The organism is Kribbella shirazensis, assembly GCF_011761605.1.
In the GTDB taxonomy this organism is placed as follows: domain Bacteria; phylum Actinomycetota; class Actinomycetes; order Propionibacteriales; family Kribbellaceae; genus Kribbella; species Kribbella shirazensis.
Genome location: NZ_JAASRO010000001.1, coordinates 7,333,537 through 7,347,437, shown reverse-complemented (window position 1 = coordinate 7,347,437; position 13,901 = coordinate 7,333,537). Strand labels below are relative to the sequence as shown.

At 70.0% G+C, this 13,901-nt stretch carries 11 protein-coding genes; all 11 read left to right on the top strand.

Annotation, left to right across the window (positions count from 1 at the left end; genetic code table 11):
- Nucleotides 1–70: 70 nt before the first annotated feature.
- The 11 genes from BJY22_RS35110 (at nt 71) to BJY22_RS35060 (ending at nt 13,635) form a co-directional block, all read left to right on the top strand.
- Entirely contained in the window at nt 71–1,021 is a 951-nt protein-coding gene (locus BJY22_RS35110; RefSeq protein ID WP_167215752.1) for an alpha/beta hydrolase, read from the top strand.
- Between the two features lie 170 nt (nt 1,022–1,191).
- A complete protein-coding gene (locus BJY22_RS35105) occupies nt 1,192–1,839 on the top strand; it encodes a sigma-70 family RNA polymerase sigma factor (RefSeq protein ID WP_167215750.1) in 648 nt (215 codons plus the stop codon).
- Between the two features lie 60 nt (nt 1,840–1,899).
- Nucleotides 1,900–4,662 carry a LuxR family transcriptional regulator gene (locus tag BJY22_RS35100; RefSeq protein WP_167215748.1) on the top strand — a complete coding sequence of 921 codons (2,763 nt, stop codon included), beginning with the start codon at nt 1,900–1,902 and terminating at the stop codon, nt 4,660–4,662.
- 74 nt (nt 4,663–4,736) lie between these two features.
- Nucleotides 4,737–6,014: an extracellular solute-binding protein gene (locus BJY22_RS35095; RefSeq protein ID WP_167215746.1), complete on the top strand. Its 1,278-nt coding sequence runs from the start codon at nt 4,737–4,739 to the stop codon at nt 6,012–6,014.
- Nucleotides 6,011–6,958 (top strand): carbohydrate ABC transporter permease, encoded by a 948-nt coding sequence (locus BJY22_RS35090; RefSeq protein WP_167215744.1) that lies wholly within the window; start codon nt 6,011–6,013, stop codon nt 6,956–6,958. Before BJY22_RS35095 ends, BJY22_RS35090 begins: the two co-directional genes overlap by 4 nt.
- The gene (locus BJY22_RS35085) at nt 6,958–7,776 is read left to right on the top strand and encodes a carbohydrate ABC transporter permease (protein WP_167215742.1); all 819 of its coding nucleotides are present in this window, start codon (nt 6,958–6,960) and stop codon (nt 7,774–7,776) included. The genes BJY22_RS35090 and BJY22_RS35085 overlap by 1 nt, the downstream gene beginning before the upstream one ends.
- 5 nt (nt 7,777–7,781) lie before the next feature.
- Nucleotides 7,782–8,837, top strand: coding sequence for a glycoside hydrolase family 130 protein (locus BJY22_RS35080; protein ID WP_167215740.1), 1,056 nt, complete (start codon nt 7,782–7,784; stop codon nt 8,835–8,837).
- 1 nt (nt 8,838) lies between these two features.
- Nucleotides 8,839–10,200 carry a phosphomannomutase/phosphoglucomutase gene (locus BJY22_RS35075; RefSeq protein ID WP_167215738.1) on the top strand — a complete coding sequence of 454 codons (1,362 nt, stop codon included), beginning with the start codon at nt 8,839–8,841 and terminating at the stop codon, nt 10,198–10,200.
- A gap of 40 nt (nt 10,201–10,240) precedes the next feature.
- Nucleotides 10,241–13,012 carry a helix-turn-helix transcriptional regulator gene (locus BJY22_RS35070; protein ID WP_167215736.1) on the top strand — a complete coding sequence of 924 codons (2,772 nt, stop codon included), beginning with the start codon at nt 10,241–10,243 and terminating at the stop codon, nt 13,010–13,012.
- A gap of 63 nt (nt 13,013–13,075) precedes the next feature.
- Nucleotides 13,076–13,321 carry a three-helix bundle dimerization domain-containing protein gene (locus BJY22_RS35065; protein ID WP_167215734.1) on the top strand — a complete coding sequence of 82 codons (246 nt, stop codon included), beginning with the start codon at nt 13,076–13,078 and terminating at the stop codon, nt 13,319–13,321.
- A 65-nt stretch (nt 13,322–13,386) separates the two neighbouring features.
- The gene (locus tag BJY22_RS35060; protein WP_167215732.1) at nt 13,387–13,635 is read left to right on the top strand and encodes a hypothetical protein; all 249 of its coding nucleotides are present in this window, start codon (nt 13,387–13,389) and stop codon (nt 13,633–13,635) included.
- The last annotated feature ends 266 nt before the right edge of the window (nt 13,636–13,901 follow it).

Sequence of the window (13,901 nt, the reverse complement as noted above, 5' to 3'; positions counted from 1 at the left end):
GTCACGAAACCGGCGGCTGCGCGGACTCCGCCGGGCAAGAACGCACGTTCCGGACCGGAAAGGAATTCTCATGAGCAAGCATTTCCTCGAGCGGGAGGCGCAGGACTTCGCCGACGCGACGGCGAACCCTCCGTACCTGTACGAGCTGGGTCCCGAGGGCGCCCGCAAGGTCCTCGACGACCTGCAGGCACAACCTGTGGACAAGCCGGACGTCACCGAGAAGTGGATCACGGTTCCAGTCGAGGTCGGCGACGTCCAGGTCCGCATCGTGAAGCCCGCCGACGCGAGCGGCACGCTGCCGGTCGTCCTCTACATGCACGGCGGTGGATGGGTGCTCGGGAACGCCGGCACCCATGACCGGCTGGTCCGCGAGTTGGCAGTCGGCGCGCGGACCGCGGTCGCGTTCGTTGAGTACGACCGGTCGCCCGAGGCGCAGTACCCGGTCGCCATCGAGCAGGGCTACGCGACGGCGCGGTGGATCACCGAGCACGGAGCCGACGAGGGCCTCGACGCGACCCGGCTGGCGGTGGCCGGCGACTCCGTGGGCGGCAACATGACCGCGGCGCTGACGCTGCTCGCCAAGCACCGGGGGAACGTCACGTTCGTCCACCAGTCGCTGTACTACCCGGTCACGGACGCCGGGCAGGACACCGACAGCTACCGCGAGTTCGCCGACGGGCCGTTCCTCACCGCGAAGGGCATGGCCTGGTTCTGGGACTGCTATCTGCCGGACGAGGGCATGCGCTCCGAGATCACCGCGTCGCCGCTGCGGGCCGGGCTCGACCAGCTCGCCGGGTTGCCCGAGGCGTTCCTGATCGTCGACGAGAACGACGTACTGCGGGACGAGGGGGAGGCCTACGCACGCCGGCTGACCGAGGCCGGCGTACGAACCACGTCGGTGCGCTACAACGGCATCCTGCACGACTTCATGATGGTCAACCCGCTGCGTCCGTCGGCCGCGGCGACCGGCGCTGTCGAACAGGCCGTCCACGTGCTCCGCAAGGCGCTCGGCACCGAGTGAGCCGGTCGCGACTACGCACGTGACTACGCGTCGGCCACGTGGTTCGCGCCCGGCTACGTAACTCGTAGCGGTGCGGACCACGTGCCGCGCGGGACGCGGTGGCAGCGACTCCGCTCGCAAGGTGGTGGCAACGGCGGGCCACCGGCCCGCGACGCGGAGGGAGCCGGATCATGAGCACGCCCGTACCGTCGCCAGCACGTGAGGATCTCGACGAGGCAGTACGGACCTTCGTCGAGATGCGGCCGCGACTGATGGCCATCGGCTACCGGATGCTCGCCAGCCGGACCGAGGCCGAGGACGTCGTACAGGAGACCTGGGTCCGGTGGCAGAACCTCGACCGGACGCAGGTGGTGGACCCACCGGCGCTGCTTGCGACCATGACCCGGCGGCTGGCCATCAACGTGCTCGACTCCGCCCACCGCCGCCACGAGTCGTCGGTGCCGCTCATCGACTTGGCGACGACCGAGCGGCACCGCGGCGACGCGGGTCTGGACCCGGTGGCGGTCGCCGAGACCCGTGAGGGCGTGGAGCGGGCACTGCACGTCGTGCTGGAGCGGCTGAATCCCCGCGAACGCGCGGCGTTCGTGCTCCACGACGTGTTCGGCTACCCCTACGGGCAGATCGCCGAGTTTCTGAACCTGCGTCCGGCGAACTGCCGGCAACTCGTCAGCCGGGCGCGCGCGCATCTTGCCGCGGACCGGCGCGCTGTCGTGAGCGTGGCCGGCTACCGGCGCTTCCGGGACGAGTTCGCCGTCGCCGCTCGGTCGGGCGATCTGTCCAGGTTCGAGGATGTGCTCTCCGAGGAGCTGGCGAGCTGATCGCGATCCGTTGCGCCCGTCGCCCGGGCGCGGATAGGCTTCGAGGTTGGGCGGTGGCATATGGCGAGCAGGCACCCAAGCCCTCGACTCGAGGGTCGGCAGGCGGAGTGCGCGACTCTCGACCGGATGGTGGCGGAGCTGGGGGCGGGACGCAGTTCAGTGCTCGTGCTCCGGGGTGAAGCCGGTGTCGGGAAGACCGCGCTGCTGGAGTACCTCGCGTCCCGCGCGTCCTCGTACCGGGTCGTCCGTGCGGCCGGTGTCGAGTCCGAGGTGGAGCTGCCCTTCGGCGGTTTGCACCAGCTCTGTGCCCAGCTGGGCGAGTTCCGCACCGGCGTACGGCGTACCGCGTTGGACACCGCGTTCGGTCTGGCTCCCGGGAGTGCGCCGGACCGCTTCCAGGTCGGCGTGGCGATGCTGAACCTGCTGGCCGAAGCCGCCGAGCGCGGGCCGCTGGTCTGCCTGGTCGATGACGTGCAATGGCTCGACCAGGTGTCCGCGCAGACGCTCGCGTTCGTGGCGCGCCGCCTGCTCGCCGAGCGGGTGGCGCTCGTGTTCGCCGTCCGTGAGCCCGGCGGTTCCGACGTACTGACCGGTCTCGACGAGCTCTTCGTGACCGGTCTCGGCTACGCTGACGCCCGCGCACTGCTGGACACGGTGATCACCGGCGTGGTGGACGAGCGGGTCCGGGACACATTCGTGGCCGAGACCCGCGGGAACCCGCTGGCACTGCTCGAGCTGCACCGGGGTCTGTCGGCCGGACAGCTGGCCTCGGGATTCGGACTCCCCGGCGGCCCCGGGCTGACCAGCAGGATCGAGGACGGCTTCGTACGGCGTCTCGACCAACTGCCTCCCGAAACCCGGCTGTTGCTGCTGGCTGCGGCCGCCGAGCCGGTCGGCGACGCCGCCCTGCTGTGGCGGGCGGCCGAGTATCTCGATACCAGTCCCGACGCGGTGTTCCTCGCCGAGTCCGCGGATCTCGTCCACATCGGCGCCCGGGTCCGGTTCAGGCATCCGTTGATCCGCTCAGCGGTGTACGGCGCCGCGTCCCCGGCCGAGCAGCGCCGGGTGCACAACGCCCTGGCCCTGGCCACCGACGCCGAGGTGGATCCCGACCGCCGCGCCTGGCACCGGGCCTACGCGACCGCCGGGCTGGACGAAGAGGTCGCGGCCGAGCTCGAGAGCGCCGCGGGCCGGGCGCAGGCACGTGGCGGTGCGGCGGCTGCGGCCGCATGCCTGGAACGCGCCTCGGAGCTGACACCGGATCCGGGTCGTCGTGCGACCCGGGCACTGGCAGCGGCGGCCGCGAAGTTCCGGGCGGGCGAGCCGGACGCTGCCGACGCGCTGCTGACGATCGCCGCGCTCGGGCCGACGGACGAGTTGCAAGCCGCACACGCCGCCCGGCTGCGCGCGCAGCTCGCGTTCGCCCGGCAGCGCGGAGGCGAATCCGGCACGCTGCTGCTGGAGGCTGCGAACCGGCTTGCCGACCTCGACGACCGGTTCGCGCCCCAGGCGTATCTCGAAGCACTCGGCGCCGCGGTTTTCGCGGGGCGTCTCGGTGCCGAGCGCAGCCTCGAGAAGGTGGCCGCCGCCGCCCGCGCCGCGCGGCAGGCGGCTGCGCCGGCCGGGCCGATGGACCTGCTGCTGGACGCGGTGGCCACGCAGTTCACCGACGGCTACAACGCCGCCGTACCCTCGCTCCGGAGGGCGCTGCACGACTTCCGCGACGCTGCCCAGCGCGGCGACGAACAAGTGGTGCAGTGGCTCTGGCGAGGTTGCCCGGTAGCGGCCGAACTGTGGGACGACGACGCCTGGCACGACCTCTCCTGTCGTGGACTCGAGCTGGCGCGCGGCCTCGGCGCTCTCGGCGTGATGCCCGGGGCGCTGACCTATCGCGCGGCGCTCCACCTGCACGCCGGGGAGTTCGTCGCCGCGAACCTGCTGCTCACCGAGTCGGATTCGATCGCGGCGTCGATGGCCAGCGCGCCGGCCCGGGAAGCCCGCTTCCTGCTCGAGGCATGGCGCGGTGACGAGGAGACGGCCCTTGCGTCGATCGAGCTCGGTGTCCGGGACGCGCGCGCCCGTGGCGAGGGCCGGGCGCTGAGCCTGGCGGATCACGCGGCCGCCGTGCTCTACAACGGACTTCGCCACTACGACAAGGCGATGGAGGCGGCCCGCAGCGCCTGCGCGCAGGAGGACCTCGGCATCTTCGGCTGGTCGCTCGCCGAATGGGTGGAGGCCGCTGTCCGGAGTGGAGCTCCATCGGTTGCGAGCGACGCGCTGCAGCGACTGCGGGATCGTACGAGTGCCGCCGGTACTGACTGGGCACTCGGCATCCTGGCCCGTTCGGCTGCGCTGCTTGCCGACGGCCGGCGCGCCGACGATCTGTACCAGGAGGCGATCGAGCGCCTGAGCCGTACCCGGATGGCCGTCCACAAGGCGCGTGCGCACCTGCTGTACGGCGAGTGGCTGCGGCGCCAGGACCGGCGTCAAGTGGCGCGCGACCAGTTGCGGACCGCGCACGACAGCCTGAGCGACATGGGCGCCGTGGCCTTCGCGGAGCGCGCCCGCCTGGAACTCGCGGCAACTGGCGAGAAGGCACGAACCCGGAGTACCGACGTACGGCAGGAGCTGACCGCTCAGGAGGCCCAGATCGCCCATCTCGCGGCGGCCGGGCTCACCAACGCCGAGATCGCCACCGAGCTGTTCCTGAGTCGGCACACCGTGGACTGGCACCTCCGCAAGGTCTTCACCAAGCTGGCTGTCAGGTCACGTCGGCAACTTGCACCGTCACTGATCGACGCGGCCTCCGTCGTCGAGGCCTGATCACCGCCGCATCGTCACAAACCACGTTGTTGTGCGGACTTCCATACGGGACCACAGATCCGTTGGGAGGACGCATGAGGCGAACGTTCACGGCTGTCGCGCTCGGAGCGGTGCTGGCGGCCGCGGCGGCGTGCGGCAGCGACGACGCCGGGACCGGCATCGAGACCCGCGGGCCGATCACGGTCTGGTACTCCAACAATCTCGAAGAGGTTGCTTGGGGCAAGCAGATGGTGGCTGCCTGGAACACGGCGCATCCGGATCAGCTGGTCACCGCGCAGGAGATCCCGACCGGGAAGAGCTCGGAGGAGGTGATCGGCGCCGCGATCACGGCCGGCAATGCGCCGTGTCTGATCTTCAACACGTCGCCGGCGTCCGTCTCGCAGTTCCAGAAGCAGGGCGGCCTGGTACCGCTCGATTCCTTCGCTGACGGGACGTCGTACGTCGAGGGCCGTTCGGGCGAGGTCGCGCAGCAGTACAAGTCGTCGGACGGCAAGTACTACCAGCTGCCGTGGAAGTCGAACCCGGTGATGATCTTCTACAACAAGAAGGCGTTCGCGAAGGCCGGTATCGACGCCGGGAACCCGCCGCTGGGGACGTACGAGGAGTTCCTCGCCACGTCGCGGAAGATCGTCGCCGGCCGCGGAGCGCAGTACGCGATCCTGCCGGCGCCGAGCAACGAGTTCTTTCAGTCGTGGTTCGACTTCTATCCCTTGTTCGCTGCCGCGACCGGCGGGAAGCAGCTGATCGAGGACAAGCACGCGACGTTCGCCGGTGACGAGGGTAGGGCGGTCGCGCAGTTCTGGCGGACGATGTACGCCGAGAAGCTCGCTGGGCAGGAGAAGTACACCGGTGACGCGTTCGCGGACGGCAAGGCCGCGATGGCGATCGTCGGCCCCTGGGCGGTGTCGGTGTACCGCGGCAAGGTCGACTGGGGCGTCGCCCCGGTGCCGACGCCCACGGGTACGGCGGCCGATGCGACGCACACGTTCTCGGACGCGAAGAACGTCGCCATATATTCGGCGTGCAAGAACCGCGGGACGGCCTGGGACGTGCTGAAGTTCGCGACCAGCAGTGAGCAGGACGGCAAGTTCCTCGAACTCACGGGGCAGATGCCGCTGCGGAACGACGTCGCGTCGGCGTACCCGGAGTACTTCACGAAGAACCCTGACTACCGGACGTTCGCCGAGCAGTCCGCCCGCACCGTCGAGGTGCCCAACGTGCCGAACTCGATCACCATCTGGCAGACCTTCCGGGACGCGTACTCCAGGTCTGTCATCTTTGGCAAGCAGGATCCGGGCGCCTCGCTCGACGAGGCCGCGAAGCGCGTCGATGAACTGGCGTCGCAGCCATGACCGTGACCGATCGACCGACGATCCGCGACGCGCCGGACCACCGCGTGCCCGCGCGGCGCGGCCGGCCCGGGCGGGTCAACGGCCGGCAGCCGATCGGCGCTCTGCTGGTGACGCCGTACCTCGTCTTCCTGCTCGTGGTCTTCGCTTATCCACTCTGCTACGCGGTCTACATCTCGTTCCACGACTACTTCTTCGCGGCACCTGGAGCCGTGGTCGACCGGCCTTTCGTCGGGTTGCAGAACTACCGCACTGTGCTCGCGGATCCCGCCGTACGCCGGTCCTTCGTGAACGTGGGCATCTTCTTGGTGATCAACGTCCCGCTGACGGCTGTGCTGTCCTTGACGCTCGCCGGGGCGCTCAACAAGGCGGTCCGGTGGCGGACCTTCTTTCGGGTCAGCTACTACGTGCCGTACGTCACGGCGTCGGTCGCGGTCGTTGGCGTCTGGCTGTTCCTGTTCAACTCCGACGGCTTGGTGAACTCGATCCTCGGTCCGCTCGCGCCGGATCCGTCGTGGCTGGTCAGCTCGGCGCTCGCGATGCCGACCGTGGCCGTGTACGTCACCTGGAAGCAGCTCGGGTTCTTCATCCTGCTGTACCTCGCCGCGTTGCAGAACCTTTCGAAGGATCTCTACGAAGCGGCGGCTATGGACGGTGCCGGGCGGTTCGCCTCGTTCTGGAACGTCACCGTTCCAGGGGTACGGCCGGCGACGACGCTCGTGGTCCTGTTGGCGACGGTGACCGGCGCGAATCTCTTCACCGAGCCGTACCTGCTGACCGGGGGCGGCGGCCCGGACGGCGCGTCTGCGTCACCCGTCCTGATCATGTACCAGCGCGGCATCGAACAGGGGAGTCCGGACATCGGCGCAGCGATCGGCATCCTGCTCGTGATCGGCGTACTGCTGCTCGCCCTGGTCGAACGGCGGCTTGTCGGGAGGGACGACTGATGAAGCTCAGGTTCGTGACGTTGCTCCTCGGCGCCTTCGTGTTCCTGTTTCCCTTTTACTACATGCTGATCGGATCGCTGCAGGCCGAACCGGACCCGTCCGTCGGAGGAGCGTTTCCGCGGCCGGACAACCTCACCGGCCGCAACTACGCGGAGATCGACGCGGCGATCAATCTCGGGCGCACGCTGATCAACTCGGGAGTCTTCACCGGCGGCGTCCTGCTCGGCACGCTCGTCGGCGGCGTCCTCGCCGGCTACGCGCTCGCCAGGTTGCGGTTCCGCGGTCGCGGCGCGGTGTTCAACCTGATGCTGCTCGTCCAGGTCGTCCCGTTCCAGCTGCTCACGATCCCGCTGTACGTGCTGATCGTGCGCAACTACGGCCTCGCCGACTCCTACCTGGGCATGATCCTGCCGTTCGCGATCAACTCGACCGCGGTGTTCGTGTTCCGCCAGTACTTCCTGCTGTTGCCCGCCGAACTGTTCGACGCCGCCCGGGTCGACGGCGCGTCGGAGCTGCGGATCCTCTGGAGCGTGGCGATCCCGCTCGTGAAGCCGGCGCTGCTGACCGGTGTCCTGCTGACCTTCATCGGCCCGTGGAACGAGTTCCTCTGGCCCTTCCTGATCACCAAGCAGCAGGACCTGCAACCACTCGCCGTCGCGTTGTCGAACTACCTGACGACGGTCTCGGCGCGCGCCGCCAACCCGTTCGGCGCCGTCCTCGCCGGGGCCTGCGTGCTCGCCGCGCCGGCCGTCGGCCTGTTCATCATCTTCCAGCGCCAATTCATCTCCCAGAGCATCGAGTCCGGAGTGAAAGGTTGACCGCCATGACGATCCGCTGCACGCTGACCCGGAGCGGCGTACTGATGCGACCCGAGCCGGGCAACGCGTTCGAGGTCGAAGGAGTGCTGAACCCGGCTGCCGGCCGGACCCCGGACGGCGAACTGCACCTGCTGCCGCGGTTGGTGGCCGCAGGCAACGTCTCGCGGATCGGGCTGGCCCGGATCGAGGTCCGCGACGGCGTGCCGGCCTGGGTGCAGCGCCAGGGCATCGCGCTCGCCCCGGAGGAGGGCTGGGAACGCGGCCGGCACCACTCCGGGGTGGAGGACCCGCGCGTCACCTTCATCGCGGCGCTCGGACTGAACGTGATGACGTACGTCGCCTACGGTCCGTTCGGGCCGCGGCCGGCGCTCGCGGTGTCGTTCAACCTCCGGCAATGGCAGCGCCTCGGACCGCTGCACTTCGAGTACCAGGCGTCGCTGGACGCGGACCTGAACCTGTTCTCGAACAAGGACACGGTCTTCTTCCCGCGTCCGGTCCCCGGCCCGGACGGCGACCTGTCGTACGCGATGCTGCACCGGCCGATGTGGGACCTCGGACAGGTTCGCACCGGGGAGGGCGTGCGGCTGCCGGCCGGTGTCGCGGACGAGCGCCCCGGGATCTGGGTGTCCTTCGTGCCGGTCGCCGAGGTCGAGCGCAACCTCGGCAACCTGGTCCATCTGCGCCACCACCGGCTGGTGGCGTTGCCGGAGTACGCGTTCGAGGCGCTGAAGATCGGTGCCGGGCCCCCACCGCTGTGGACGCGCGACGGCTGGCTGGTCATCCATCACGGGGTCACCGGCGAGCAACCGGAGGGCTTTGACCCCACGAAGCAGCGCGTGACGTACGCCGCCGGCGCGCTGCTGCTCGACGCCGACGACGTCACCAAGGTCCTGGACCGGACGCCGGAGCCGCTGCTCTCGCCGCAGACCGAGGACGAGCGGGTCGGCACGGTCGCCAACGTCGTGTTCCCGACCGCGATCGAGGAGATCGAGGGCGTGCACTACGTCTTCTACGGGATGGCCGACGCCAAGATCGGCGTGGCCCGGCTCGACGGAGCCTGACATGCGCAACCTCGACGACGTAGTGAAGGCCTACGACCTCCGGGGCACGGTGCCCAACCAACTCGACGAGGCACTGGCCCATCAGGTTGGGGCGGCGTTCGTCCATCATTTCGGCGCGCGGACGATCACGGTCGGCCACGACATGCGCGTCTCCTCGCCAGGACTCGCCGCGGCCTTCGCGGCGGGCGCCAACAGCCGCGGAGCCGACGTACTCGCCCTCGGATTCGTGTCGACCGACCTGCTGTACTACGCCTCGGGGCAGCGGGACGTTCCAGGCGCGATGATCACCGCGAGCCACAACCCTCCGGCGTATAATGGGATCAAGCTGTGCCGGGCAGGAGCCGCGCCGGTCGGCCAGGACACCGGGCTCGGCGACATCCGGAAGCTCCTCGAGCGTGGCCTGCCGCCGTATGACGGTACGCCGGGCCGCACGGACACCCAGGATCTGCTGCCGGCGTACTCCGACTACCTGCACGGTCTCGTCCCGCTCGGCAGGATCCGGCGCCTGAAGGTGGTGGTCGACGCCGGGAACGGCATGGCCGGCCGGACCGTGCCGGTCGTCCTGGAACGTCCGGCGCTGGAGATCGTGCCGCTGTACTTCGAACTCGACGGCACCTTCCCGCACCGTCCGCCGAACCCGATGGACCCGGCCAACCTGGCCGGCCTGCGTGCCGCGGTCCGCGAACACGCGGCGGACCTCGGCCTGGCGTTCGACGGCGACGCCGATCGCTGCTTCTTCGTGGACGAGACCGGCGAGCCCGTGCCGCCGAGCAGCATCGTGAGCCTGATCGCGGACCAGGTACTCGCAGACCGGCCCGGCGCCACCATCGTGTACAACGCGATCACCAGCCGAGCGGTCCCCGAGCGGATCGCGGAGCAAGGCGGCCGATCGGTCCGCACGCGCGTGGGGCACTCGTTCATCAAGAAGGTGATGGCCGACACCGGCGCCGAGTTCGGCGGCGAGCACTCCGGGCACTACTACTTCCGCCGCTTCTGGAACGCCGACAGCGGCATGCTCGCTGCGCTGCACGTCCTCGCCGCCGTGGGCCGGACGGACGTCCCGATGTCCAAGCTGACGGCAGGTTTGGCGCGGTACGTCGCCAGCGGCGAACTCAATCTCACCGTCGGCGACAGCGGAGCCGCCCTGCGGATGGTCGAGGGCCGGTTCGTCGCCGACGGCGCAACGGCCGATCACCTCGACGGATTGACTGTCTCGCTGCCCGGCAGGGCGTGGTTCAATCTCCGCCCGTCGAACACCGAGCCGCTCCTCCGACTCAACGTCGAAGCGGGCGACACGGCAACGATGGTGCGCCTGCGCGACCGGGTACTGGCGATGCTCGGGCAGGCTCGTCCGGCGAGATAGGCCTATCGGGCAACAACCTGCGCGGAGTATCGTCCGTCGCATGGCTGCGCGGACGACCGGCAGTTCACTCGCCGGGCTGTTGGGGCGTCGGAGCGAATGCCTTGCACTCGACCACCTCCTGGCCGGTACGCGATCCGGGCGGAGCGCGGCGCTGGTTCTGCGTGGCGAGGCCGGGATCGGCAAGTCCGCCCTGCTCGACTACCTGGTCGAGCAGTCCACGGGCTGCCGTGTCGTGCGGACCGCCGGCGTCCAGTCCGAGATGGAGCTGTCGTACGCCGGTCTGCATCAGCTGTGCGGACCGCTGCTGGACCAGCTCGGCGAACTCCCGGCTCCGCAGCGTGACGCACTCGCCACGGCGTTCGGACTCGAGGACGGCGAGACACCCAGCCGCTTCCTGGTCAGCCTGGCCGTGCTGAGCCTGCTCGCCGACGCCGCGGCGGACCAGCCGCTGGTGTGCGTCGTCGACGACGCGCAGTGGCTCGACCACGCCTCGGCACAGACGCTGGCGTTCATCGCCCGCAGGCTGCAGGCGGAGTCCATCCTGTTCGTCTTCGGGCTCCGCGATCCGAGCCCGGGCGGTGAGATCCTCGGTGGCCTCCCCGAGCTCAGGATCGATGGGCTGACCGAGGGCTACGCGCGGGCCCTGCTCAGCTCGGTCGTCATCGGAAGGCTGGACGACCGGGTCCGGGATCGCATCGTCGCGGAGACGCGCGGCAACCCGCTGGCGCTCCTCGAGCTGCCGCGGGGGTTGACCGCGGCCGAGCTGGCCGGAGGTTTCGCGCGCCCCGACGCGCGTCCGCTGTCCGGCCAGATCGAGCAGGGGTTCGTCGACCGGATCCGCACGCTGCCGGCCGGCACCCAGCGCCTGCTGTGCGCGGCCGCGGCCGAACCGACCGGCGACGTCACACTGCTGCTCCGCGCGGCCGAACGGCTCGATGTCGCGTCGGACACCACTCTCACCACCGACGTGTCCGGTCTGCTCACCTTCGACAGCCGGGTCCGGTTCCGGCACCCACTGGCTCGATCGGCCGCCTATCGCGTCGCTGATCTGGAGACCCGGCGCGCGGTTCACCGGGCCTTGGCGGAAGCCACGGACGAGCAGCTCGACCCCGACCGGAGAGTCTGGCACCTTGCCCGCGCCGCCTCGGCAACCGACGAGGCGGTCGCCGCCGAGCTCGAACGGTCCGCCGATCGAGCGCGGGCGCGAGGCGGAGTCGCGGCCGCGGCGGCGTTCCTCGGCGGCGCTGTCGAGCTGACCCCCGACCCCACGCGACGCGGTTCGCGGGCACTTGCGGCGGCACAGGCGAAGTACCAGGCAGGAGCGTTCGACGCCGCGCTCGAACTGGCCGCGACAGCGGAGCTGAGTCCACTCGACGAGCTCGACTCCGCCCTGCTGAGCCTGCTGCGAGGCCAGATCCTGGACACGACGAGGAGTTCGAGCTCGGGCGTGCCGCTGCTGCTCGACGCGGCCGGCCGGCTCGAAGCCCTCGATGTCGCGCGCGCCCGCGCGACGTACCGGGACGCGTTGCATGCGGCGATCAACGCCCAGGGCTTCGCCGGTCCCGACGTACTCGCGATTTCGCGGGCTGTGCTGTCTGGCCCGAGACCTGGGCGGCGGTCACGCGAGCAGCTCCTGCTGGACGGCGTGGCGACGATGATCACGCAGGGGTACGCCGCCGGCGCGCCGACGGTGCTGCGGGGACTCAGGGGATTCGAGGAGGGTGAGCTATCGGTCCAGGACGGGCTCGGGTGGCTTCCACTCGCGTCGCGGATGGCGGGGGAGCTCTGGGATTCCCGGCGCTGGAGCAGCATCACTGGCGACCTTGTCGACGTCGCGCGCGATACGGGAGCGCTCGCGGCGCTCCTGCTCGCGCTGCTGTTGCGGATCCCCAACCGCGTCGCCGCCGGCGACATCGCCGCAGCCGAGTCGGTCGCAGCGGAGATGGCGGCGGTCGGCGAGGCCACCGGGGCCGGATTCCTGGTCCCGTACGCCGCGGTGTTCATCGAGCCGTGGAAGGGCAACGAGGCGGCGACACACCGCGCCATCGTATTGCTCACCGAGCACTTGTCCACTCGCGGCCAGACCAAGACCTACGGCGATACCCAGTGGGCCGCCGCGGTGCTCTTCAACGGCCTAGGCCGCTTCGACGAAGCACAGGCGGCAGCCCGGCGGGCGAGTGAGAACCCGGACGAACTCGGTCTCGCGTCGAGAGCACTCGTCGAGCTCGTGGAGGCGTCCGCGCGGCTCCGGCAGCCGGAGGAAGCTGATGACGCAGTACGGCGGTTGAGCGCGATGGCCGCGGCCGCGGACACCGACTACGCGCACGGCATCGCGCTCCGCTGCCAGGCCCTGGTGAGCGACGACGCCGGGGAGTACTACCAGGAGTCGATCCGGCGGCTCGGTGCCACCGAGATGCAGCTGGACCTCGCGCGGACCCGGCTCTGTTACGGCGAATGGCTGCGCCGTGCCGGTCGTCGTACCGATGCGCGAACCCAGCTCGCCGAGGCGCACGAGGCGCTGAGCTCTTTCGGGGCCGCCGGGTTCGCGGAGCGCGCGAGGCGCGAACTGCTGGCCACCGGTACGGCGGTACGCCCACGGGCGGTGGCGACGTACCAGGCACTCACCGCGCAGGAGGCGCAGATCGCGCGGCTGGCCGGCGACGGGCTCACTAATCCCGAGATCGGCGCCAGGCTTTTTATCAGCCGTCACACCGTCGACTGGCACCTGCGCAAGGTCTACGCGAAGCTCGGCATCACCTCCCGCCGCGAGCTCCGCGCCGTACTCCCCGACCTCGCCCTCACCTCTGGGTGACGCAGAGTTGATCAAATGTTGGACGGCCTTGTCCGTGGCCGGACCGCGAGTCATCGTGGGGAGATGGACAGGTCAGATGAAGAGCGTGCGATCGGGGAAGTGGTCGACCGGCTGGCCAAGCAGTTCCCCGCGGTTCCCACCGACGAGGTCGCGCAGGTCGTGAGCCAATCCCGTCCCGAGTTCGACGACGTCCCGATCCGGGACTTCGTCCCGCTGTTCGTGGAGAGGGGCGCGAAGGCGCCGCTTGCGGCAGCGGGCATAGTCACAATTTGCGTACGACGCGGTGAAGCGCTTGCCGGCCCCAGCTGAGGACTGGTGGCGTTACTGCTTCGCATCTCGGCGCGGTGAGCAACCCGACGAAGAGGAGGCGGCCGGTGTCGGACAGCGTGGAGCAGTCGCTGCAGGAGGCGGGCGCGGCATTACGGCAGGCGGTCGAGGTCGTGCGTCATCGTGCGGTCGACGACATCGCCGCGAAGGGCCTGGTCGCCGAGTTCCACGAACTTCGGACGGTGATGTCCGCGGCGTCGCTGCTGATGCTGTCGTTCCGGCTGTCCCGATTCGCGGACCTCCTGCACGGACCGTCTCCGACACGGACGTCCTCGCCAAGGCCGACGCCGACCTGAACGCCGCGTTCGAGCACCTCAACGCCGCATCCCAGAGCCTCACCGCCCTCCGCCAGAAACTCGACATCTTGCACTGAGCAGCCCTCACGCCGCAGGGTGTCGCCGCTGGTGGCGGTTGTCCAGATGGCGGTTGAGTTGTGCGCCGCTCCCGGATTGTCATCGTCGAAGAGCTGAAGGCACCTCGCGCCCGGCCGTCGAAAAGTTGTCTGTGGCATCCGTTGAGTCGCCGTGGTCTGGGACAGACGTCCTGGACTGTCGGATCCAGG